Genomic DNA, 21454 nt, shown 5'->3' with positions numbered 1-21454 from the left:
GCTATTCATCCCGCGGCGTCAGGTCGCGCTTGCCGTGATAGCCGCGCTTGGGACGGCGCGGCGGGCCATAGCCGCTCGCTTCCATCTCGTTGCGCTCGCGCGCCTCCTCGCTGCCGGTGCGCTGCACCAGCACGCGGCGGCCCTTGCGGTCGCTGATGACGGCGCGCTTGCCGGCGGGCTTGTTCTCGCGAGGCGCATCGCCGCCGCCCGCAGAGGATTTTTGCGGTACGTCGAACTGCGCGCCCGACTTCTCGATCACCTTCTCGCCGAGCTGCTCGCGCAGCACGCGCGAGCGGATCTCCTCGACCTGGCCCTCGGGGATCTCGCCGAGCTGGAACGGGCCATAGGAGATGCGGATCAGCCGGTTCACCTCGAGGCCGAGATGGGCGCAGACATTGCGCACCTCGCGGTTCTTGCCTTCGCGGATCGCGAACACCAGCCAGACATTGGCGCCCTGGTCGCGTTCAAGCGTCGCCTCGATCGGACCGTATTTGACGCCCTCGACCTCGATGCCGTTCTTGAGCGCGTCGAGCTGCGCCTGGGTGACGTCGCCATGGGCGCGGACACGGTAGCGGCGCAGCCAGCCGGTGTCCGGCAGCTCGAGCGTGCGCGCGAGGCCGCCGTCATTGGTGAGCAGGAGCAGGCCTTCGGTGTTGAAGTCGAGCCGGCCGACGCTGATCAGCCGCGGCAGGCCTTCGGGCAGATTGTCGAATACGGTCGGGCGCCCCTCGGGGTCGTCATGCGTCGTCATCAACCCGCGCGGCTTGTGGTAGAGGAACAACCGCGTGCGCTCGCGCTCCGGCAACGGCTTGCCGTCGACCATGACGACGTCGTTCCGGGTGACGTCGAGCGCCGGCGAGTTGATCACCCTTCCGTTGACGGTGACACGGCCCTGCGTGACCATTTCCTCGGCGTCGCGGCGCGAGGCAAGGCCCGCGCGCGCCAATACCTTGGCGATGCGCTCGCCGGCCTTCTTCGGCTTCGGCGCGTCATCGCGGCGTGGCCGGCCCTCGAAATCACGATCGCGCTCGCGATAGGCGCCGCGGCCGCCGAAGGCCGGGCGCTTCTCGAAAATCCTGCTGTCGTCCTCATTGTCGCGGCGCGGACGATCGCGGAAACGGCCCTCGCTGCGCGGATGCTCCTGCCAGTCCATGCGGCCTTCCGGCCGCTTCTCGCGCGAGCGATTGAAGCGCGGACGATCGTCACCGGACCGCTCCTCGCGCGGGCGCGAGAAACGCGGGCGATCATCACCCTCGTCCCGGCGCCGGGAGAAACGCGGACGGTCGTCGCCATGGCCACCTTCACGCCGATCGTCGCGCTGACGCCAGGGCTTCTCGTCGCTGCGATCGCGGCCGCCGAAATCCTTGTCGAAGGACTTGCGCGGACGGTCACCACGCGGGCCCGCCTCGCGCTTCTGCCACGGCTTGGAATCGCCCCGCTCGCGCGGACGATCGCCAAAGCTGCGCTTGCGGTCGCCGCCCTCGAAGTCTCGCTTGCGATCTCCCGGGTCGCCCTTGCGATCCCGGAAGTCGCGGCCGCGGCCAAAATCCTTGCGCGGCCGATCCGAACCGCCACGCGAGAACTTGCGATCCTCGACACGCCGCTCGCTTCGCTCGCCACGTGGCGCGCGCTCGTCACGGTCGAAATTCGGACGATCGCCGCGCGGCTTGAACGGCCGGTCGCCACGCGGCTTGAAGCTGCGCTCCTCGCCGCCGCGGTCCTCGCGCTTGAAGCGGGGACGATCACTGAACTCGCGACGCGGGGCATCGCCCTCATCGCGACGACGGAACGGGCGGCTGTCGCGGTCGCCGCGGGACGGGCGGCTGTCGCGAGCGCCCTTGCCTTCGAACCCGCGCTTGGCGAATTTCTTCTCGGGGCCGCGCGGCTTGCCGCTGCGGCCTTTGGCCGGGCCTCGCCGGCCGCGGGAATCGTTGTCTTTGTCGCTGTCGCGAGGCATGAATGATCTCACTTAGGGGGTCGCGCGAGGAGCATTGCGCGCGCTCGTTCGGAGCCGCATGCTCAGGCAAAACCGGTATCCACTCTTGCTGAAGGCGGAGCTAGTAGCAGGTTTCTGGCGATGATACGAGGCATGAAAGCCCCTTCTTTCATGGATTTGGCGCTTCTGGCGGCCGAAAATGCCGGAAAATCGGGCGAAGTTCCGATCGGATGCGTGGTGGTCCGCAAGTCCGAGGTCGTCGCCACCGCAGCCAACCGGACGCTGACCGACCACGACCCCACCGCCCATGCCGAGATCATCGCGCTGCGCGAGGCGACGAACAAGATCGGGAGCGAGCGCCTCGTCGACTGCGACCTCTACGTGACGCTGGAGCCCTGCACCATGTGTGCGGGCGCGATCTCCTTTGCAAGGGTCCGCCGGCTCTATTACGGCGCCGCCGATCCCAAGGGCGGCGCGGTGGAGTCGGGCGTGCGGTTCTTTGCCTCGCCGACCTGCCACCACGCGCCGGACGTCTACTCCGGCGTCGGCGAGAGCGAGGCGGCGCGGCTGCTCAAGGAGTTTTTCCGGGAGCGGAGGTAAGGGGTCTCCCCCGCCATTGCGAGCCACCGGATCCGCGCGCAGCGCGGCCCGATGACAGGCTCCGCGAAGATTCCATGGGGAGTGGATAGCGACCAGGTCTGAGGCCAGACTGAGGGTTGCTGAATCCATTCAACCTGGAGACGACGATGTTGCTCGATCATCCTTCCGACGGACTGGCCGCTATCCGCACGCAGTTTGGCGCAATTTTTGTGTCATTGGAACTGAGCCGTTCGACATGGCTGGTCACTTCGCTGTCGCCCTGCAAGGGCGAGAAGATGTCCAAACGCAGCATGAAGGCCGGCGAGCTTTCGGAACTGTTGAAGCTGTTTGCGGAGCTGAAGCGCAAGGCGCAGGCGCGAACGGGTGAGAGCTATCCGCTCATCACGATCCAGGAGGCGGGGCTGGACGGGTTCTGGCTTCACCGCGCCCTGCAGCAGGAAGGCATCGAGAGCCACGTAGTCGATCCGGCCTCGATTGCGACGCCGCGCCGGCGCCGGCGGGCCAAGACGGACCGGCTGGATGGCGAGACGCTGTTGCGGACGCTGCTGGCCTACAAGCGCGGCGAGGTACGGGTCTGCGCCATGGTCGTTGCGCCCTCTCCGGCAGAGGAGGACCGCCGTAGGCTGTGCCGCGAGCGAGAGACCTTGATCGCGGAGCGGATCGAGCATGTGAACCGGATCAAGGGTCTTCTGTTCGCGCAAGGGATCTTCGACTACGCGCCGCTGCGGCGAGACCGGCGGAAGCGGCTGGAGGCCTTGCGGACGGGCGACGGGCGCGCCTTGCTGGCGCATCTGAAGGCGCAGATCAGCCGCGAACTCGACCGGCTCGAACTGCTGCTCGACCAGATCACGGCGGTGGAGCGCGAGCAGGATGCGTTGCTGGCCGCGAGCAAGGCGGCGGGGGAGAAGACCGTATCGAACCCGGTGGCAATGCTGCTCGAACTGAAGAGCCTGGGCCCGAACTTCACGGCCGTTCTCTGGTCGGAGGCCTTTTACCGGCAGTTCGCCAACCGCCGCCAGATTGCATCCTATGCCGGCCTTGCAGCCACGCCATGGCGCAGTGGCGGCATCGAGCGCGAGCAAGGCGTGTCGAAGGCTGGCAATCCGCGCCTGAGAACCACGATGATCCAGCTCGCCTGGCTCTGGGTACGCCACCAGCCTCAATCGGCTTTGACCCAGTGGTTCAAGGTGCACAGCCAACGCGGCCGCAAGCGCGCGATCGTGGCGCTCGCGCGCAAGCTGCTCGTGGCCCTCTGGAAGTACGTGACCGCGGGCGTGGTGATCGAGGGAGCCGAGATAAAGGCCGCCGCCTGACACCACGCTCCTCAGCCTCAAAGCCAATCCGCCGAGATTGATCAGCCTCGGCCGATCCGGGTGGACGAACCGATGGATTGCATGGCTTCAAACGCCGTAACGAAGAATGGTCTCGTCCTCTCGAGCCTGCCCGCCGCAAGCGGAATGTTGGTGCAGCCGCCGCCGCGCGGCGACCGAATGTGAGTTTGATCTGGCAAGCAAACCAGATTGCAACAACCGGCTCGACCCTTGGATCGCCTGACGAAAAGGAGTTATCCGCCCGCTGCCCCGACTGCCAAAGCCTGATGGCGTGCTCGCTCGAGTCAAGGCCAAGTCGCTTCGCGACGGCCCTACGGGCCGACCTTGACTCGATCTGCGCGCGCCATCCTACGTGCTCCACGGTCGGGACGAAGAGCTGGCCTGCAATCGAACAAAGAGCTGAACAAACCGCCTTGACACACCAAATCCCCATGTGAGCAATCCAGGGTCTTCCCGCGGAGACAGACTGGATTGCTTCGTCGCAAGGGCTCCTCGCAATGACGGTGTGGCTCAAGCCGAGAAAAACTCGCGCAACGCCTTCGCGGTGACGTCCGGGTTCTCCTCGGTGAGGAAGTGCCCCGAGTCCACCGGCATGCCGTCCACTTTGGTCGCCCATTGCTTCCACGTCTCCAGCGGCGTGGCGGCGGCTTGCGCGACGCCGGCATTGCCCCACAGCGTCAGCATCGGGATCGTGATCTTCTTGCCGGAATCGAAATCGGCCTTGTCGAGGTCGTAGTCGAAATAGGCGCCGGCGCGGTAGTCCTCGCACATCGCGTGCACCCGGGCGGGATCACGGAACGGGGCGATGTAGTGTTCGAGCGCGCGCGGGTCGATCGCGTCCAGCGTCTTCGACTTGGTCTGGCTCGCCATCTTGAAGCGCAGGAAGAATTCGCCATTGCCAGAGATCAGCGTCTCCGGCAGCGGATAGGGCTGCGCCAGGAAGGTCCAGTGATAGATCTTCAAGGCATAGGCGCGGTTCATCCGCTCCCAGTAATTATAGGTCGGCAGGATATCGAGCACGGCGAGCTTCGAGAGCCGGCCGGGATGGTCGAGCGCGAGGCGATAGGAGACGCGGCCGCCGCGGTCGTGGCCGGCGAGCGCGAAGTGCACGTGACCGAGACGCTCCATCGCCTCGACCATGGCTTTCGCCATCGCGCGCTTGCTGTAGGGGATGTGCAGCGCATCGCTTTCGGGCATGTCGGACCAGCCGTAGCCCGGCAGATCGGCGATGATCAGTGTGAAATGGTCGGCAAGCTCCGGTGCCACGCGGTGCCACATCACATGCGTTTCGGAGAAGCCGTGCAGGAGCAGGAGGGGCGGCCCGCTGCCGCCGACGCGGGCGAAGATGCGGCCGAAGGAGGTGTCGATCCATTCGGCGGCAAAGCCCGGATAGAGGTCGGCGAGATCGGACATCTTCTTGCATCCTTATCTGGTCAGTCGCGGAGCCGGCCCGACAAACAAAAATGTCGAAAACAACCCCATGCACAGTAGCGGTATTATGTGCGGGGCTGCTAACCCCAACAGGCAATTGGATATTTCTGGCGTGTCGATGTGGCGGCGCGGTGGCGAAAATGTCGAGATTCCGGATCGGCGCGTTCGGCGCGCCGTCCGGAATGACACGTCAAGTCTGGCCTTCTCAAGTCTTGGCCTTCTCAAGTCTTGGCCTTCTCCGCATCGACCGCCTGCCAGCCGATGTCGCGGCGGCAGAAGCCGCCTGGCCAGTCGATGCGGTCGACGGCCTGGTAGGCGCGGGCCTGCGCTTCCGTCACGGTCGCACCGAGCGCGCAGACATTGAGCACGCGGCCGCCATTGGCGAGGATCGCGCCGTCCTTGGCGACCGTGCCGGCGTGGAAGATCTCGACGCTCTCGACCTTGGCGGCCTCCTCCAGCCCCTGGATGCGCGTGCCCTTCTGGTAGTCGCCGGGATAGCCCTTCGCCGCCATCACCACCGTGAGCGCGGATTCCGGATACCAGCGCAGATCGAAATGCTTCAACTCGCCGTCGCAGGCGGCGAGCAGCGCCGGCACGATGTCGCTCATCATGCGCAGCATCAAGACCTGGCACTCGGGATCGCCGAAGCGGACGTTGAACTCGAACAGTTTCGGGCCCTGCGTCGTCAGCATGATCCCGGCATAGAGCACGCCGCGGAACGGCGTGCCGCGCTGCTTCATGCCTGATACCGTCGGCAGGATGATCTTGGCCATGATCGCGTCGTGGATCCCTGGCGTCACCAGCGGCGTCGGCGAATAGGCGCCCATGCCGCCGGTGTTGGGGCCGACGTCATGGTCGAACACGCGCTTGTGGTCCTGGGCAGAGGCCAACGGGATCGCGGTCTCGCCATCGCAGAGCGCGAAGAAGCTGATCTCGCGGCCCGGCAGAAACTCCTCGATCACGACCTCGGTGCCGGCCTCGCCGAAGGCGCCCTCGAACATCATGGCGATGGCGTCCTCGGCCTCGCGCAAGGTCTTGGCGACGACGACGCCCTTGCCGGCGGCAAGGCCGTCGGCCTTGATCACGATCGGCGCGCCCTGGCTCTGCACATAGGCGCGCGCGTCATTCGCATTGGTGAAGCGCTTGTAGGCGCCGGTCGGAATGCCGAACTCGGTGCACAGGGCCTTGGTAAAGCCCTTGGAGCTTTCGAGCTGCGCCGCCGCCTTGCTCGGGCCGAACGCCTTGATGCCGGCCGCAGTGAGATCGTCGACGATGCCGGCCGCCAGCGGCGTCTCCGGCCCGACCACCACGAGCTCGACTGCATTCTTCCTGCAGAAGTCGATCACCGCGGCATGGTCGGCGACATCGAGCGCCACGCATTCCGCCTCCTTGGCGATGCCGGCATTGCCGGGCGCGCACCAGAATTTGGTCACCAGGGGAGAGGCTGCGATCTTCCACGCCAGAGCATGTTCGCGGCCGCCGGAACCGAGCAGGAGAATGTGCATCGAAGGCTCAGAATGAGGGGTTTTGCTGGGCGCGGAGGTCGCACGAATCGGGGTGGGTGTGAAGGGGGGTGAACCAGTCGCCAACGTCATTCCCGCAGCGCGGCCGTTCGTCATCCCGCTCTCTCACACGGGTGCGGGGATGACGCTGAGGCGGGCGGAGTGGCTGATGCGCCTATTTGAGAAAATAGTTGGGCCAGCCGCTTTCCGGACCGTCTCGCCTTCCAGGTGTGATGACTGAGTTGGGTAAAGATTCACGCATAACGCGCGAAAACTCCCGTTTTGGCTCAAGCACTTGGACCCAAAGCAATGAACATCGTTCTAAATGCGTGTGGGATGTTGCAGCTTAACTATTTGGAATCACTCAACTACCACTTTATCTGTGCCAGCCCCTTTGCGCGGATTTGGCGGGATATGCCTTAGTAGAAGAGTCCCCTGACAGATTCGGCTCTCAAGACTTTCAATGGAGAGCCGCGTCATGGGAATCCACCATTTTGTCATTCACGTTGAGAGATCGGCGCGGTGCGTTGCGCCGATCCCGAATCCATGCCTCCATACCTCTACCGATTCGGAGGGCTCCATGGTGCTTAAATGGAGGACTCCGTGATGAGTACGCCCCCAGAACTTAAAGTAACTTTCTGGCCGCCCAGCGTGACCGCTAAAGGCGTTAAGGCTATCGATGCAGTCCGGCGTCCTTTGGCCTTTGCCATTTATGCGAGGCCGGTAGTTGCGGTCATTCTTGGAATTGGGATGGTTTGGGGCGGAAGCGAATTGGCTCCTAGGCACGACATTTTCGTCAAAGTAGAAGGCATGGCTCAGCGCTTCGATCGCTTCTCTTTCTGCATCGTCAAATGCGTCACCTAACTGGGCGTCGATGTGCTCTTTGAACTTTTCTATTGAGTACAGTTTTGTCTTCTGTGCGTTCAGCGAAAGCCCTTCACTCGCAGCGAGCTGGTCCGCCAAGAACGCTAGGATTGAATAGGGAGCTTGCCCGTGCTTCACGAAAATTCGATAATCATCGACAAAGCGCGTAAATTCTATTTGCTCATCAGCTAGAGCGTTATCGGAATCGGCCAGCACCGACTCAGCGATAATGCGTGACGCGGACGATTGCGCATTCGAGCGCGCCCTCGCCGAGTCGGTCAACAACTCATCAAAGAGGCTACACCTGCTTCCCCGCAATGATTTCCTGCAACGTCGCCACATGCCGCGCGAACGCACCGCGGCCCGCCGCGGTCGCGGTGACCGTGGTCTGCGGCTTCTTGCCCACAAACGCCTTGTCCACCGAGACGTAGCCGGCCCTGGCCAGGGTCTCGATATGCGCGCCGAGATTGCCGTCGGTGGCGCCGGTGAGCTTCTTCAGGCGTGAAAACTCCAGACCGGCTGACACGGGCAGCGCGTTCAGCGCCGCCATGATCTTCAGCCGCAGCGGCTGGTGGATGATGTCGTCGAGCTCCGCCATGGCGCTAGATCCGCCGCATCCAGAGGCCGCCGAGGATCAGGCCGCCGCCGTTCACGAAGGCCATCCAGAGCGGAAAGGCTTCACCGATGAAGAAGAAGCCGATCAGCGTCAGCGCGGCGATGCCGAGACCGATGGCGACGAAGGCATAGCCGAACCAGAGACCCGCCAGCATATAGAACAGCATGAAATAGAGCGGCCAGAATGTCCCCAGCTGGCGCGGGCCGAAATGGGCGATCACGTTGGTGCAGAGATAGCCGAAGGCGAAGAACAATGCGAAGACCAGCAGCAGCCTGACGTCGAAGGCTGCGCCGTGCGGATGACGCGGCGGATTGAACAGGCGTAGCGCGATCAGGCCGCCGACGCCGAGGACGTCCACGGCAACCCAGGCGTAGACCGCGTAGATCGGCCACAGCCAGGTCACGAGATTTCCGGCGAACACGAGCACGCCCCACCAGATGGCTGCTTGGCTCGCCAGCTCATAGAGCTGCGATTGCTTCACGCGCTTGACGATGTCGTCGATCTCGGCCAGCGCCGCGGATGCCTCTTTGCTGTCGATCATGATTGCCCGCTCCCGCGCGTCGCCACGTCCTCGGCGATCGCGGAGACGGCTTTCGGATTGGTGACGATGCCCATGTGGTTGATGCCGTCGATGATCTTGACGTCGACCGACGGCTTCACCGCTCGCACGACTTCCGCATATTTGTCCGAGATCATCATCTCGTCCTCGGCGGCGCCGAAGATCGTGACTGGACGTGTCGTCGCCGGAAGATCGATGCGATAGCCGCGCGTCCCGAAGTTGCGCATCAGGCGGTCCGAATAGGTGGAGACGAGGTACTTCGCCGAGCTCGGCGGCACGGCCAAGGCGAGCACCGGCAGCTGCGAACAGCAGTCGATGCCGAGCCTGCGCAATGCCGTCAGGCCGAGGAAGCGCGGGAGATCGATGTTGGCCCAGCCGCCGGCCTTCGGGCGGTTGGTCGGCGCGTCATAGCCGAGATAGGGCGCGAGCAGCACGGTGCGGACGAACATGTCCTGCATGATCGGTGTCGCGGCGACGCGCAGCGAGAAGCCGGCGCCGGCGGAATGGCCGACGAGCGTGAGCGGCAGATCGGGCGCGCTCTTGCGGACATGAGCGACGAAATCGATCAGGTCATCCTCGAGCTGGCCGACATAGAAGATGTCGCCGCGCGTGCCGGAGCCGCCATGGCCGCGGATGTCCAGCGCCCAGGTCTCCACGCCGCGCGCGGCGATCGCATGGGTCAGCGCGTGATTGACGGTGCCGCTGGAGCCGGACGAGCCATGGATGAAGATCGCGCCGCGGCCTGTCTCCGGGCCGGTCGGCGCATAATGGCGATAGCCGATCCAGGTGCCGTCACGGGCCTGAAAGCGCTCGAGCGGCGGCAGAGTGGACCAGTCGACGCCCTTGGCGGAATCCGAGACCGATCGCATCTCGGGCGGCCGCTCCAGCGGCATTGCGATCATGGCGCCCAGAATCAACGCCACACCGCCGATTGCACACAGGACCCATTTCAGGCCGTTCAAAACACCGCGCAGGAGCCGGATCGCCATGCCATCGCCCTCAAATCCATCAATCAATAGAGAACTCTATATTACAGAGTACTCTTTCGATCAACCCGGGGATTGGCGCCGCGCGGCGAAAATCCTTAACGTCGGGCCTGACCCCAAAATGCCGAATCGTTTTTGAGATGCCGCCTGCGGAACAACTGCTCAACGCGCCCGAATTCACCGTCTCCGAGTTGTCCCTGTCCCTGAAACGGACGGTCGAGGACGCCTACGGCCATGTCCGGGTCCGCGGCGAGATCTCCGGTTTTCGCGGGCCGCATTCCTCCGGCCATTGCTATTTCGCGCTCAAGGACGAGAGCGCCAAGATCGAGGCGGTGATCTGGAAGGGCGTGCACGGCCGCATGCGCTTCAAGCCGCAGGAAGGCCTCGAGGTCATCGCGACAGGCAAGCTGACGACCTATCCCGGCTCCTCGAAGTACCAGATCGTGATCGAGGCGCTGGAGCCGGCCGGGATCGGCGCGCTGATGGCGCTGATGGAGGAGCGGAAGAAGAAGCTCGCCGCCGAAGGCCTGTTCGACGAGGCGCGCAAGCAGCTCTTGCCCTGGCTGCCGGAGGTGATCGGCGTCGTGACCTCGCCGACCGGTGCCGTCATTCGCGACATCCTGCACCGGCTCGAGGATCGCTTTCCCCGCCGCGTGCTGGTGTGGCCGGTCAAGGTGCAGGGCGAAGGCTCGGCCGAGCAGGTCGCGGCCGCGATCCGCGGCTTCAACGCGCTGCCGGAGGGCGGCAAGATTCCCCGCCCCGACGTCTTGATCGTTGCGCGCGGCGGCGGCTCGCTGGAGGATCTCTGGTCGTTCAACGAGGAGATCGTGGTGCGCGCAGCCAGCGACAGCATGATCCCGCTGATCTCGGCGGTGGGGCATGAGACCGACATCACGCTGATCGATTTCGTCGCCGACAAGCGCGCCCCGACGCCGACGGCGGCGGCGGAGATGGCGGTGCCGGTGCGCAGCGACCTGTTCGTCGAGGTCGCCGATCTCGCGCGGCGCACCCGTGCCTGCTGGCAGCGCGGCCACGAGAATCGCCGCAACGAGCTGCGCGCCGCCGCGCGCGCGCTGCCGGCGGCCGGCGATCTCCTGGCGATCCCGCGGCAACGGCTGGATGCGGCGGGCGCCTCCCTGCCCCGCTGCCTCAAGGCCAACACGCACGCGCATTTCCGCAGATTCACCGCCGCAAGTTCAAAATTGACGCTGCGGGTGCTGCACGGCCAGATCGCGCAGGCCGATCACCGCCTCACCGTGTGCGGCGAGCGGCTCGGCCTGTCCGCACGCTCGCTGCTGCGGCAGCGGCGCGATCGCTTTGCCGGGTTGGAGGTGCGCCTGCGTGCCTCAAGACTTTCGAATGCGCAGGCGCAGCGCAACGCGATTGCGCGCCAGCGCGAGCGCACGCATCGACTGGCTGAGCGCGCGGGCCGCGCGCTCGTCACGCTGCTGCACCGGCTCGATGCCCGTGTCGAGAACAGCGGCAAGCTGCTCTCCGCGCTGTCCTATCGCAGCGTGCTCGCGCGTGGCTTTGCGCTGGTGCGCGATGAGGCCGGCCATCCCCTGCATGCGGCCGAGTCGATCGGTCCCGGCGCACGCGTCGAGATCGAGTTCGCGGATGGCCGCGTCGGCGCAACGGCGGATACGGATCGCCCGCCCCCCGCGGTAAAGCGCGCGCCATCGCAGGCAAAGCCGGCCACGCAGGACACAAAGCCGGCACCGAAGCGGGTGGTCAAGCCGGTGGATCAGGGCAGCTTGTTCTGAGGCGCGAGGAGCGAGCGCTTCGTCCTCGGCCATTCCCCGCAGGCGGGGAATCCAGTATGCCGCAGCTTCTCTGTGAATCACTGACGTCTCGGCGTACTGGATCGCGCGGTCCCCGCTCCGCCAAGGCTTCGGCGGACAAGTCGCTGCACTCGCAATGACGAGGTGGAACCAGCCTAGCTCTACCGGCAGGACAATCCCGCGTCGATCGTGGTCCAGAAACCGCAATGTTCCGGCGCAAGCTGTGGGGCGCCGGCATGGGCCTCGAACAGGAGGATCACGACGGTGAAGACGATCAGCGCGGAGGCGAAGAGCGTGATGCGGTTGCGCATGTGAAATGCGTTTAATCGACATCATGGTCGAATGATGGCGCCGCCACAGGCTGAAACCGCGTCAAGGCGCGATCCGTAGATTCCAGGTCGGCCATTTTCCGTGCAGGGCGGTGGTCGATGCGGGGCTGTCCGCCTGATGTTGTTCCCGGATGGCCCCGCTTCCGCCTTCGCTCTACGAGCTACGGCGCGGCAAGTCCGCTCATCCGGTTACCGCGCCAGCCATTGCGCGACGTCCTTCTGCGAGGCCGCGCGCGCCTCGGCGTCCGTGCCGAAATGGCCGTGCTCGGGCGCGGCAGCGTCGCTGTCGGCAGCACCGTGCAGAGGTATGTTGGCGCGGTCGAAATCATGGTCGGCGCCGGGATAGACCACGATGCGCGCGAGCGCGCTGCGGCCGCGCGCGCCGTCCACCATCTGTCGGCAGGCCGGCGGCGACGACACGTCGTCATCGGCGCCGATCAGCACCAGCGTCGGCACCCGCGTGCTCCACCCCAAACCCGCCGAGATCCGGCAATCCGGATAGAACGCGATCGCGGCGCGGAAATCCGGACCGAGATCGCGCCCCGCGCTCTGCGGGCGCACGGCCCAGAGCAGCGCGCTCGCCCCATTTGCCCAGCCGATCAAGCTGACGCGGTCGCGCGCCACCCAGGCCTGCTTCATCAGCCAGGCGCGTGAGGCCGCGATATCGGCGACACGCTCGCGCCGCGCCTTGACATGCATCTCCTTGACGCGGCATTGCGGCCCGAGCTCGCGCGAGCCGTAGCTGTCGGGCAGCAGCACGGCATTGCCGGCCTCGAGCAGGCGCTCGGCCCAATCGCGATAGCGCGGCAGCACGGGATCGGAATGGCCACCCAGGCCACCGCAGCCATGCAGCGCGATCACGGTCGGAAACGGGCCCGCGCCCTCGGGCTTGTAGAGCTGCGCATGAAGGACCCCGGACGCGAGCGGGATGTCGACCGGCTGCGGCGCGGGCGAAGCGGGCGCGGCCGATATCAGCAGCGTCATGAACAGGGCGGTCAGTCGAAGGCGCATCGGACTCTGCCGCAGGAGGTGCCGGAACCAGCGACCCTTCAGTTCAAGCATTATCACGCGGAAACGGCGGCAAAACATCACAAACCGGTGGGTTTAACGGGCGGACAAGCCACCCCATCTATGCTACATCTCATCCAACACATCGTGCCCTCCAAGGTCTTCCATGGAGAGGCGTTCCGTGGAGACTTTCGACCGTGCTGAACAAGTTCGGCCCCTCGGGCCATGGCGAAGCGCAGGTGCAGTATCTCGACGGCGATTTCCGCGTGATCTCGCCGGGGACCTTCGTGCGCTGCGCGATCACCGACACGCGAATCCCGCTCGACGAGCTGAAGTACTGGAGCGTGGATTTGCAGGAGGCCTACGCCACGCCCGCCGCGGTGCTGCAGCGGCACTTTCCCGGAGCACTGAAGCCGCAGCCGTGAGGCCGCGCCCGCGCGCCTATTGTTGTTCAGCGCCATCCGTGCCGACGCAGGTCTTGATGAAGGCCTTCCTGGGCTCGCCGACGACCTTCTGATCAATCGCCTGCTTCAGGCAATCCACCCGCGCCTGCGCCATGCAGAGCTGTAGCTGGTCGCGCTTGTCCTGTCCTTTCAGGTTTGCCGTCGTGGCGAGACACGTCACGCGCTTGGTCGCGGGAACCGGCACGGTGGTGGGAGCAGCGGACGGCGTTTGTGCCAGCGCGGGCGCAATGATCAGACACACAAGGCTGGCAGCGGCTGCGGTCGGCAGTTTCATCGAATTCTCCTGATCGTCCGAAGTGGATAGGAGTCTCGTGATGAATGTGGCCTGAATGTCAGGCATGTCGCGGTGAAGGGTGTGCCACCGTCCACTTCGAGGTGGGTCTCTCTCGCGCGCGAAACCGGCCCTTCGAGAATCAACCGATGTCTAAAATTGTCGCTGTCCGATTGGGCTACGTTTAATCCGTTGGCCTCACAGTTCTCGGGAAAAAGTGGCAATGTTGCGGGGAAGCAGATGGCGCGCCGAAGACTTTGCAGCCGCTCGGCTAATGCACCATGGAGCCGGTCATGTGGCTCCGTTCGTGAGCACGAACAGAGGGCCAGCCTGGTTCAACAATTCGTCCGCGACCAGTCGGGCAGCTATGTCGTCATTTCGGCGCTGCTTATGCCGGTCCTAGTCGGCACCGCAGGTCTCGGGACTGAAGTGGGATGGTGGTACTATAAACATAAGAACATGCAGAGCGCGGCCGATTCCGGCGCCGTCAGCGCTGCAACAGCGGCAGCTTCCGGCGCTGACCCCTTGTCCGAAGCGAAGGCAGTTACGGCAAACTACGGTTACGCAGACGCGGCGAACAACGTCACGGTTACGTTGAATCAGCCGCCGAAAACAGGCAGTCATACGTCAGATCTGCAGGCAATCGAAGTCATCGTGAGTCAGCCGCAACAACGGCTGCTCTCGTCCTTGTTCGGCTCGGGTCCTGTCCTGATCACCGCGCGCGCGGTCGCCCTGCCCAACTCGGGGACAGGGTGCGTCCTTGCGCTCAACTCGAGCGCCAGCCCCGCGGTCAACGTGAGCGGCGGCAACCAGCTCAACCTGATCAAGTGCAACCTCTATAGCAACTCAGGCGCAAGCCCATCGCTCAATGTTGCAGGCAGTGCGTCGGTCTCCGCAAATCAGGTCGGAGTCGTTGGCGACGTCTCCGGCGCCAGCAGCATCACCGCGACCAATGGCGTCAAGACGCACATCATGCCGGTCGCCGACCCCTATGCGAATGTTTCTCCCCCTCTAGAGCCGAGCTGCACGAACGCCAAGATCACGGTCAACGCCAACGGAAAAACCAATTCCCTCGCTCCCGGCTGTTACACAGGCAGCATTACGGTCAATGCCGGCGCAACCCTGAATCTTAGTCCGGGCATTTATTATCTCGACGGGGCCAATCTGAGCGTCGCGGGAAACGCCACGATCACGGGCAGCGGCGTGACCTTGGTTTTTACGGGTTCGGGAAGCGATTGGGGGACCGCTTCAATCGGCAGCAATGCGATCATCGATTTGACGGCCCCAACCAGCGGCGCCACGAAAGGCATCGTCATGTACGGTGACCGCAATATGCCGGCCGGGACCTCCTTCAATCTGACGGGCGGCGGCACCCAGAACTTCGGCGGCGCCATCTACCTGCCAAAGGCCAACCTCAGCTTCAGCGGCGGCAACGGCACGAGCACGTCCTGCACCAAGATCATCGCCGATACGCTGACGTTTACCGGCACGTCGAACCTTCAGGTCAATTGTTCCTCGCTCGGCACCGCGACGATAGGGTCGCAAACCGCGCAACTCGTCGAATGAGATTGGGTCCGATGCAAATCCAGAGGTCCGTATCCGCGAGCCGTGATCGCCTGCTCAACGCTCTCAGGGGGCACTTGCGCGCTGCCGCCGCCGACAGCCGCGGCGTCGCGGCCGTCGAATTCGGCATCATGATCCCGTTGCTGTCGTTGATGGTCGTTTCGCTGACCGACATTGGACTTGCGCTCTATCGCAAGATGCAGGTTGAAGAGGCCGCACAGGCGGGGGCGCAGTATGCGATCGTGCGCGGCTACAATGCGAGCGGCATCTCCGATGCCGTGACAAACGCCACAAATTCCACAGCCATTACCGCTTCACCTGCGCCGACCCAATTCTGCGGATGTCCAACGAGTGCGGGAATTAGCGCCGTCAGTTGCGGGACGGTCTGCACCGGTGGCGCGCAGGCCGGAACATATACGACAGTCTCGGCACGCGCGACGTACTATACGCTCATCAACTATCAGATCGTGGCGACGACATACTCCTTTAGCGCCCAGTCCACCGCGAGGCTACAGTGAAACTCACAGCGCTGTGGCACGACGATCGGGGCGCGTCGGCGCTGGAATTTGCCCTGACCGCTCCCGCGTTCTTTCTGTTCATCTTTGGGATCATCGAATTCGGATTGTTGTTCTGGACTCAGCTCGGGCTTCAGCACGGGGCCGAAATGGCGGCGCGCTGCGCAACGGTCAACAGCACGCTGTGCCCGAGCGGCAGCGCGATCACCAACTACGCGGCCCAGCAGGCGTTCGGCCTCACGCTTCCGGCGGGGACATTCACCTATTCCGCGCTGACATGCGGCAACCAGGTCAGCGCGAGCTACGCATTCGAGTTTCCGCAGATCCTCAATCTCTCGCCGGTGACTCTGACCGCTCAGGCGTGCTTTCCGAGCTGAACTCGCAGCGATTTGCCGCTCCGCGTTGCATCGAGCAGTGCGTGCACTCCTTGGTGAGTCATTTCGCGCTGTGGTTGGATTCTTTGTTGCGGTTCGGCGCCCTTAAGTTGTTTGACGAAGTCTTGGTGAAACAAAGGGCTGCTACAATGCACGTTAGGTAATTGGCCCTGTTCTTTTTATCGCACGGACGATCAAGTCAACCAAACAGCCATCGAGCTTTGGAATTGGCGCGGTCTGTGAACGGGCTCATAACGAAGAGCCATCCGACGGGCTACGATCACCTCGAAAATTTGCGGTGGAATTTCTGTAATTCGAAAATCAATCGATGGGGGTGATCATGCCCGCCATTTTCGACCTGCTCTATCGTGAATATTGCCGGGCCCGTCTCGCTGAAATGCGCAATCAGCTTCTGATCGCAGCTGAACGCTCTGAGACTCTCGAAGCGGATCATCATCCTGCAAAGCGGGATGACGATGAGAGAACGGATGCACACCGCGAGGCTGGTCACAGCATGCCGAATTGAAGCGGCCCAAGACCGGCGATCACTCCCGCGCAGCAATGACCAAGCGATTGGCAACAGTTTGGGAGGCAGCAATGAATACACCCGAGTCCTATACCGTCATCGTGGCCTGCGTCTCGTGCCTCACCATTATCGGAATGATGGCAGTCGGGGCGTGGTGAGCATGCCGCCTCGCCGCACTGCAGACGTGGCTCTGACTTTCACATGAGCACAGCCGCCACGTCGCCCGACTGCGGCGGCTGCGCTTCGGATCCGGATCTCAGCCTCCCGGCGGGGTATACGAAGAACGCAGCTTCGCCGCTTCTGGCATGTTCTCCTCTGAACTTTGGCAATGACTCTCGATGCCGTTCCGAACGGGTCGTTACGGCCGCTGCACCTGATGTGATGAAAGATACGTTGCCCGCCGTGGGCATTTAACGCCGCCGATGATTACCGGGAGTTCGGCACGTCCCGGTGACGGCTCTCATGCTAGGCTACATCAACTTCCGAACGTGCGGAAGAGGATTCGCCAGCCGCGACGTTTCGCGTTTCGGGCTAAGGCACAGACCTCAACGCGCGCTGAACCGCCGCTCGCGCGCCTTGTACAGATGATAGCTGATCAATTCCCGCAGCTTTGCCGGTTCATCGAATTCGAGCTGAACGGCAAACGGCACGATGCCATCAGGCACGCCTTCGCGGCCGCGCAGGCGTGCAAGGTCCTTCTCCGTCGTCACCAGCGTGAGCTGCTCGCGCCGCGCTTCCGTTACGAGCGCCGCGATCTCGTCTTGCGAAAACACGTGGTGGTCGGCGAAAGCGCGCGCGTGCGCGACCTCGATGCCGCTCGCACGCAGAGTGCGGAAGAAGCGGTCGGGATCACCGATGCCGGCGAAGGCGAAGACCCGCTTTCCGAGCAGCTGCGTGAGCGATGCCGTAACCGGCTTCAGCCGCGCGCGCAGCTCGGGCTTGTCGCGCTTGGCAAGCTCGGCCGCGACATCGTTGGCAGCACGGCCATCGCCGATCAGCACCAGCGCGTCGGTGCGCGCGAGCTGCGCCTGCAACGGCGCGCGCAGGGGGCCTGCGGGAAACACCCTGCCGTTGCCGAGGCCGCGCTCGCTGTCGATCACGATCAGGGAGGCGTCCTTGAACAGACCAGGATTCTGGAAACCATCATCCATCAGGATCACGGTGGCGCCCTGCGACTTCGCGAGCGCGACGCCGTCGAGACGGTCGCGCGCGATTGCGACCGGGACGTCGCGCGCCATCATCAGAGGCTCGTCGCCGACGTCGGTTGCGGTGTGACGTGCGCGGTCGACCATGACCGGGCCCTTCAGGCGTCCGCCATAGCCGCGGCTGATCACGACCGGCGTTTCGCCGAGCTCGCGCAAGAGCTTGGTCAACGCCAGCACGGTCGGCGTCTTGCCGGCGCCGCCGACATGGTAGTTGCCGACGCAGATCACGGGAATGCCGGCATCCACGCCCGTGCGCTGCATGCGCCGTGCGGTGATGGCGCCGTAGAGCACACCCAGGGGAGAAAGGACATGCGCAAGCGGGGAACGCGGCCGGTACCAGAAGGCCGGCTCACGCATTGGCGGCTCCCATCTCGATCCGCAACTGCAACAGATACGGCTCGAGCGCGGCCATGGTGCGATCGAGCGCACCACCAAGCTGCTCGACGACGCCCGAGGCTGCGCGTTGCATCTTGTCGCGCACCGTCGGCTCGGCCAGAAGCTGTCCGAGCTGCTTGACCAACGCCTCCTGCGTGTCGGCCTGCCGTGCCCCGCCGCTCGCATCGAGCGCCTCATAGACATCGGCGAAGTTGAACACGTGCGGACCATGGACGATCGCGCCGCCAAGCTTGATGGCTTCGATCGGATTCTGGCCGCCATGGTGGATCAGCGATCCGCCCATGAACACGATTCCCGAGAGCCGATAGAACAGCCCGAGCTCGCCCATGGTGTCGGCGACATAGACGTCGGTCGTCGCCGTCGGCAGCTCCTCGCGCGAGCGCAATGCCGGTTTCAGGCCCGAGGCCGTGATCAGGCCTGCGATCGAGGAGCCGCGATCCGGATGCCGCGGCACGATCACGGTGAGAAGCTGCGGGAAGAAACCGACGAGACTGCGATGCGCCGCCACCAGCATCTCGTCCTCGCCCGGATGGGTCGAGGCCGCGACGATGATCGGCCTGCCGCGCGTCATCGCCATCAGCCGTTCGAGCTTGGCCTGATCGGCCGGCGGCGCCGGCACGTCGAGCTTGAGATTGCCCGTGGTGACGACGTCGCGGCCGCCGAGCGCGGAGAAGCGCTCCGCATCGATCTTCGACTGCGCAAGACAAATGTCGAACCGTGACAGCAGCGCCGAGATGGTTCCGTGCATGCGCCGCCAGCGCGGGAAAGAACGCGGCGACATCCGCCCGTTGATCAGCACCATCGGCACCCGGCGCGCCGCGCCGGCGAGGATCAGGTTCGGCCACAGATCGGATTCGATGAACAGCGCCAGCGACGGCTTCCAGTGATCGAGGAAGCGCGCGACATAGCGCGGCGAGTCATACGGCACGTATTGATGGATGACATCGGGCGGAAAGCGCTTTGCCACCACCGCCGCCGAGGTGACCGTGCCCGAGGTGAGCAGGATACGCAGGTTGAGATCGCGCAGGCGCTCGATCAGCGCCGCCGCGGCCAGCACCTCGCCGACGCTGGCGCCGTGAATCCAGACCAGCGGGCCATGCGGCCGCACGTCGCGGGACAGGCCACGCCGCTCGCCGACCCGCGCGGGATCCTCCTTGCCCTGCTTCAGCCGCCGCTTGATCAGCGCAGGCGCGAGCGGCACCAGGCCGCTAGCCAGGCGCCGATACATCCGCAGCGTCATCGGCAGCGAACTAGGCATCTTCAGGTCCCGGGCGGCCGAGCTGCGCATAGGCGCGGCGGGTCGCCTCGTTCAACGTGTCTTCCAGCTCCTGCCGCAGCGCTTCCATCGTGGCGGCGTCGGCATCTGCGGGAACGTGGATTTCCTTGATGCCCACCAACGCGCCCCGCCCGAATGGCAGATTGATGGTGGTGCGGTCCCAGTTCTTGAGCCGGACGAAGCGGCTGGTCGCCATCGCGAAAGGCATGATCGGCCGTCCCGATTCCCGTGCCAGCATGATGATGCCGAGCCCGGCCACGCGCGAACGCTTGGGGACATCGGCGGTCAGCGCGACATTACAACCGTCCTGGAGCGTCCGCACCATTTCCTTGAAAGCGCCGACCCCGCCCTTGCGGTGGAAAGCCCCGCCATGATCGCCGGAACCCCTGATCGTGCCGATGCCTAGCCGCTCGGCGGCGATGGCGTTGAACTCGCCGTCGCGATGCCGGGAGATCAGGACCCTGGCCTTGTACCGGTCCTTGTTCTTGATGAACGGGGTGAGGAAGTGCTGGCCGTGCCAGAAGGCGAAGATCGCCGGGATCTGCGGTTCGACGCGTTCATAGACATCCGGCGGATCGAACGTGAACCTGTTGGTCCGCCAGACAAAGCGCAGATATTCGGCCGCCAGGACCCCGACGGCACGCTGAACGAAGCTGCTTCGCAGCGTATTGCGAAGCAGTTTCTTCAACGTGCCGGTTCTTGATTCGGATCGAGCAGCCGATGCAGGTGCACGATGAAATAGCGCATCTGCGCATTGTCGACCGTGCTCTGCGCCTTGGCCCGCCAGGCCGCGTGGGCGGTGGCATAGTTCGGATAGAGGCCGACGATGTCGACCTCGTCCAGATTCTTGAAGGTGTTGTGGTCGAGATCGACGAGCTCGCCGCCGATGACGAGGTGAAGCAGTTGTTGCGGGGCACTATCTGGCATGAGTTCTGTTCCTAACGGGCTGCCCGGCAAAGCAGTGTTCGAGAAGCACGACGAAAGCGCTTTAGGCTAAGGGACGGTTGCGAAAATGCGCGACAATGCCCGCATGACGATCGCGTCCCGCTGCCACCAGCACCCCGTGCGCCACTTCCCGGCGGTTATAGAGGATGGGTTCTCCGGAGAGGTCGCTCATCCTACCATCCGCTTCCTGCACGATCAAATCGGCCGCGGCAAGATCCCAATCATGGCTGTTGCCCCCCGCAAAAGCCGCATCCAGCGCGCCGTGGGCGACCCGGCACAGCCGCAGCGCGAGCGAGCCGATTCGCCGGTGCAGCTTGATCTCGCCGAGTGACGGCTTCAGCCGCTCGACCAGGGGCTTCGGGCCGGCGACGCGGGCGAAGTCGAGCTCGGATCCGCCCGTCGCCCGCACCGGCTTGTCGTTCAGCGTCGTGCCCTGGCCGCGCACCGCGAAGAAGAACTCGTCGGTCGCCGGCGCGAACACCGCGGCCAGCACCGGCGCGGCGTCCTCCACCAGCGCGACGCTGACGCACCATTCGTCGTGCCCGCCGAGATAATTGCGGGTGCCGTCGATGGGATCGACGATCCAAGTCAGCCGCCGCGACAGCCGCACCGCGTCGTCAGCGCTCTCCTCGGACAGCCAGCCATAGTCGGGAGTGGCAGCGCGCAGGCGCGTTTCGAGCAGATCATTGACCGCGATATCGGCTTCCGACACCGGCGAGGACGCGCCCTTGATCCACTTCCTCAGCTCGGTGCGGAACATCGACTGCGCGAGCGCGCCCGCGTCCCGCACCGTGTCCTTCAGCAGCGCCGCATCGCGGGTCAGGATGGTCTTGTCGAGAACAGGCGTCATCGGGTCAACCGAGCCGCATGCGAAGACCACCTCTCCCCATCGGGGAGAGGTCGATTTGCGCAGCAAATCGCGTGAGAGGGCGCAGGTCCCGCGAGAGAGCGGTCCCCTCACCCGCGCCTTCGGCGC

Annotated in this window: 23 protein-coding genes; 8 read left to right on the top strand and 15 right to left on the bottom strand. The window is 64.6% G+C overall.

Going from position 1 to position 21454, the window contains the following annotated elements; all coding sequences use genetic code 11:
* Nucleotide 1: 1 nt before the first annotated feature.
* Entirely contained in the window at nt 2–1957 is a 1956-nt protein-coding gene (locus BRAD3257_RS05300; RefSeq protein WP_162500119.1) for a pseudouridine synthase, read from the bottom strand.
* 120 nt (nt 1958–2077) lie between these two features.
* Here BRAD3257_RS05300 and BRAD3257_RS05295 point away from each other — a divergent pair, with 120 nt between their 5' ends.
* Both BRAD3257_RS05295 and BRAD3257_RS05290 read left to right on the top strand, forming a co-directional pair.
* Nucleotides 2078–2536 (top strand): nucleoside deaminase, encoded by a 459-nt coding sequence (locus BRAD3257_RS05295; protein WP_122400964.1) that lies wholly within the window; start codon nt 2078–2080, stop codon nt 2534–2536.
* 146 nt (nt 2537–2682) lie between these two features.
* Nucleotides 2683–3849 carry an IS110 family RNA-guided transposase gene (locus BRAD3257_RS05290; protein ID WP_122406387.1) on the top strand — a complete coding sequence of 389 codons (1167 nt, stop codon included), beginning with the start codon at nt 2683–2685 and terminating at the stop codon, nt 3847–3849.
* Between the two features lie 528 nt (nt 3850–4377).
* Here the strand turns inward: BRAD3257_RS05290 and BRAD3257_RS05285 are convergent.
* From BRAD3257_RS05285 to BRAD3257_RS05260, 6 genes are all read right to left on the bottom strand, one after another.
* A complete protein-coding gene (locus BRAD3257_RS05285; protein WP_122400963.1) occupies nt 4378–5280 on the bottom strand; it encodes an alpha/beta fold hydrolase in 903 nt (300 codons plus the stop codon).
* A 239-nt stretch (nt 5281–5519) separates the two neighbouring features.
* Entirely contained in the window at nt 5520–6803 is a 1284-nt protein-coding gene (gene purD / locus BRAD3257_RS05280) for a phosphoribosylamine--glycine ligase (protein WP_122400962.1), read from the bottom strand.
* Between the two features lie 498 nt (nt 6804–7301).
* Nucleotides 7302–7946 (bottom strand): RNA-directed DNA polymerase, encoded by a 645-nt coding sequence (locus tag BRAD3257_RS05275; protein ID WP_145986951.1) that lies wholly within the window; start codon nt 7944–7946, stop codon nt 7302–7304.
* Between the two features lie 16 nt (nt 7947–7962).
* A complete protein-coding gene (locus tag BRAD3257_RS05270) occupies nt 7963–8262 on the bottom strand; it encodes a winged helix-turn-helix domain-containing protein (protein WP_122400960.1) in 300 nt (99 codons plus the stop codon).
* A 4-nt stretch (nt 8263–8266) separates the two neighbouring features.
* Entirely contained in the window at nt 8267–8821 is a 555-nt protein-coding gene (locus BRAD3257_RS05265; protein WP_122400959.1) for a hypothetical protein, read from the bottom strand.
* On the bottom strand, nt 8818–9828 hold the full coding sequence (locus BRAD3257_RS05260; RefSeq protein WP_162500118.1) for an alpha/beta hydrolase: 1011 nt from the start codon (nt 9826–9828) through the stop codon (nt 8818–8820). Before BRAD3257_RS05260 ends, BRAD3257_RS05265 begins: the two co-directional genes overlap by 4 nt.
* Before the next feature lie 137 nt (nt 9829–9965).
* On the opposite strand from BRAD3257_RS05260, the gene xseA reads away from it, so the two are divergent.
* The gene (gene xseA, locus BRAD3257_RS05255; RefSeq protein ID WP_122400958.1) at nt 9966–11588 is read left to right on the top strand and encodes an exodeoxyribonuclease VII large subunit; all 1623 of its coding nucleotides are present in this window, start codon (nt 9966–9968) and stop codon (nt 11586–11588) included.
* A 179-nt stretch (nt 11589–11767) separates the two neighbouring features.
* Here the strand turns inward: xseA and BRAD3257_RS40190 are convergent, their stop codons facing one another.
* Both BRAD3257_RS40190 and BRAD3257_RS05245 read right to left on the bottom strand, forming a co-directional pair.
* Nucleotides 11768–11917 carry a hypothetical protein gene (locus BRAD3257_RS40190; protein ID WP_122400957.1) on the bottom strand — a complete coding sequence of 50 codons (150 nt, stop codon included), beginning with the start codon at nt 11915–11917 and terminating at the stop codon, nt 11768–11770.
* Nucleotides 11918–12124: 207 nt separating this feature from the next.
* On the bottom strand, nt 12125–12946 hold the full coding sequence (locus BRAD3257_RS05245; protein WP_162500117.1) for a dienelactone hydrolase family protein: 822 nt from the start codon (nt 12944–12946) through the stop codon (nt 12125–12127).
* A 194-nt stretch (nt 12947–13140) separates the two neighbouring features.
* Here BRAD3257_RS05245 and BRAD3257_RS05240 point away from each other — a divergent pair, with 194 nt between their 5' ends.
* Nucleotides 13141–13368 (top strand): DUF2093 domain-containing protein, encoded by a 228-nt coding sequence (locus BRAD3257_RS05240; protein WP_014491939.1) that lies wholly within the window; start codon nt 13141–13143, stop codon nt 13366–13368.
* A gap of 16 nt (nt 13369–13384) precedes the next feature.
* Here the strand turns inward: BRAD3257_RS05240 and BRAD3257_RS05235 are convergent, their stop codons facing one another.
* Nucleotides 13385–13681 (bottom strand): hypothetical protein, encoded by a 297-nt coding sequence (locus tag BRAD3257_RS05235; RefSeq protein WP_122400955.1) that lies wholly within the window; start codon nt 13679–13681, stop codon nt 13385–13387.
* Between the two features lie 156 nt (nt 13682–13837).
* Between BRAD3257_RS05235 and BRAD3257_RS05230 the strand changes: the two genes are divergently transcribed.
* The 4 genes from BRAD3257_RS05230 to BRAD3257_RS05215 all read left to right on the top strand — a co-directional run bounded on the left by BRAD3257_RS05230 (nt 13838) and on the right by BRAD3257_RS05215 (nt 16656).
* On the top strand, nt 13838–15244 hold the full coding sequence (locus tag BRAD3257_RS05230) for a pilus assembly protein TadG-related protein (RefSeq protein ID WP_244607861.1): 1407 nt from the start codon (nt 13838–13840) through the stop codon (nt 15242–15244).
* 74 nt (nt 15245–15318) lie between these two features.
* The gene (locus BRAD3257_RS05225) at nt 15319–15759 is read left to right on the top strand and encodes a TadE/TadG family type IV pilus assembly protein (RefSeq protein WP_122406385.1); all 441 of its coding nucleotides are present in this window, start codon (nt 15319–15321) and stop codon (nt 15757–15759) included.
* The gene (locus BRAD3257_RS05220; RefSeq protein WP_244607860.1) at nt 15756–16133 is read left to right on the top strand and encodes a TadE/TadG family type IV pilus assembly protein; all 378 of its coding nucleotides are present in this window, start codon (nt 15756–15758) and stop codon (nt 16131–16133) included. The genes BRAD3257_RS05225 and BRAD3257_RS05220 overlap by 4 nt, the downstream gene beginning before the upstream one ends.
* 337 nt (nt 16134–16470) lie before the next feature.
* Nucleotides 16471–16656 (top strand): hypothetical protein, encoded by a 186-nt coding sequence (locus BRAD3257_RS05215; RefSeq protein WP_244607859.1) that lies wholly within the window; start codon nt 16471–16473, stop codon nt 16654–16656.
* A gap of 545 nt (nt 16657–17201) precedes the next feature.
* On the opposite strand, the gene lpxK is transcribed toward BRAD3257_RS05215, so the two are convergent.
* The 5 genes from lpxK to BRAD3257_RS05190 form a co-directional block, all read right to left on the bottom strand.
* Nucleotides 17202–18218: a tetraacyldisaccharide 4'-kinase gene (gene lpxK, locus BRAD3257_RS05210; RefSeq protein ID WP_122400952.1), complete on the bottom strand. Its 1017-nt coding sequence runs from the start codon at nt 18216–18218 to the stop codon at nt 17202–17204.
* Nucleotides 18211–19545, bottom strand: a complete 1335-nt coding sequence (locus BRAD3257_RS05205; protein WP_122400951.1) for a 3-deoxy-D-manno-octulosonic acid transferase — start codon at nt 19543–19545, stop codon at nt 18211–18213. The genes lpxK and BRAD3257_RS05205 overlap by 8 nt, the downstream gene beginning before the upstream one ends.
* Nucleotides 19508–20221 (bottom strand): lysophospholipid acyltransferase family protein, encoded by a 714-nt coding sequence (locus BRAD3257_RS05200; protein ID WP_122400950.1) that lies wholly within the window; start codon nt 20219–20221, stop codon nt 19508–19510. Before BRAD3257_RS05200 ends, BRAD3257_RS05205 begins: the two co-directional genes overlap by 38 nt.
* Nucleotides 20218–20460, bottom strand: a complete 243-nt coding sequence (locus BRAD3257_RS05195) for a DUF4170 domain-containing protein (protein WP_122400949.1) — start codon at nt 20458–20460, stop codon at nt 20218–20220. Before BRAD3257_RS05195 ends, BRAD3257_RS05200 begins: the two co-directional genes overlap by 4 nt.
* A gap of 61 nt (nt 20461–20521) precedes the next feature.
* On the bottom strand, nt 20522–21328 hold the full coding sequence (locus tag BRAD3257_RS05190) for a 3'(2'),5'-bisphosphate nucleotidase CysQ (RefSeq protein ID WP_122406383.1): 807 nt from the start codon (nt 21326–21328) through the stop codon (nt 20522–20524).
* Nucleotides 21329–21454 lie beyond the last annotated feature (126 nt).

The sequence above is a fragment of the Bradyrhizobium vignae genome (assembly GCF_900324035.1).
Classification (GTDB): Bacteria; Pseudomonadota; Alphaproteobacteria; order Rhizobiales; family Xanthobacteraceae; genus Bradyrhizobium; species Bradyrhizobium vignae.
The sequence above is the reverse complement of the archived record's forward strand: the minus strand, read 5'-3'. Positions and strand labels throughout refer to the sequence as shown.

Coding starts and splice junctions, on each gene's coding strand:
- lpxK (WP_122400952.1), bottom strand. CDS start 18,218: ATGCGTGAGCCGGCCTTCTGGTACCGGCCGCGTTCCCCGCTTGCGCAT.
- BRAD3257_RS05235 (WP_122400955.1), bottom strand. CDS start 13,681: ATGAAACTGCCGACCGCAGCCGCTGCCAGCCTTGTGTGTCTGATCATT.
- purD (WP_122400962.1), bottom strand. CDS start 6,803: ATGCACATTCTCCTGCTCGGTTCCGGCGGCCGCGAACATGCTCTGGCG.
- BRAD3257_RS05195 (WP_122400949.1), bottom strand. CDS start 20,460: ATGCCAGATAGTGCCCCGCAACAACTGCTTCACCTCGTCATCGGCGGC.
- BRAD3257_RS05270 (WP_122400960.1), bottom strand. CDS start 8,262: ATGGCGGAGCTCGACGACATCATCCACCAGCCGCTGCGGCTGAAGATC.
- BRAD3257_RS05285 (WP_122400963.1), bottom strand. CDS start 5,280: ATGTCCGATCTCGCCGACCTCTATCCGGGCTTTGCCGCCGAATGGATC.
- BRAD3257_RS05295 (WP_122400964.1), top strand. CDS start 2,078: ATGATACGAGGCATGAAAGCCCCTTCTTTCATGGATTTGGCGCTTCTG.
- BRAD3257_RS05265 (WP_122400959.1), bottom strand. CDS start 8,821: ATGATCGACAGCAAAGAGGCATCCGCGGCGCTGGCCGAGATCGACGAC.
- BRAD3257_RS05205 (WP_122400951.1), bottom strand. CDS start 19,545: ATGCGCAGCTCGGCCGCCCGGGACCTGAAGATGCCTAGTTCGCTGCCG.
- BRAD3257_RS05190 (WP_122406383.1), bottom strand. CDS start 21,328: ATGACGCCTGTTCTCGACAAGACCATCCTGACCCGCGATGCGGCGCTG.
- xseA (WP_122400958.1), top strand. CDS start 9,966: ATGCCGCCTGCGGAACAACTGCTCAACGCGCCCGAATTCACCGTCTCC.
- BRAD3257_RS40190 (WP_122400957.1), bottom strand. CDS start 11,917: ATGCGCAACCGCATCACGCTCTTCGCCTCCGCGCTGATCGTCTTCACC.
- BRAD3257_RS05290 (WP_122406387.1), top strand. CDS start 2,683: ATGTTGCTCGATCATCCTTCCGACGGACTGGCCGCTATCCGCACGCAG.
- BRAD3257_RS05300 (WP_162500119.1), bottom strand. CDS start 1,957: ATGCCTCGCGACAGCGACAAAGACAACGATTCCCGCGGCCGGCGAGGC.
- BRAD3257_RS05215 (WP_244607859.1), top strand. CDS start 16,471: ATGCCCGCCATTTTCGACCTGCTCTATCGTGAATATTGCCGGGCCCGT.
- BRAD3257_RS05245 (WP_162500117.1), bottom strand. CDS start 12,946: ATGCGCCTTCGACTGACCGCCCTGTTCATGACGCTGCTGATATCGGCC.
- BRAD3257_RS05260 (WP_162500118.1), bottom strand. CDS start 9,828: ATGGCGATCCGGCTCCTGCGCGGTGTTTTGAACGGCCTGAAATGGGTC.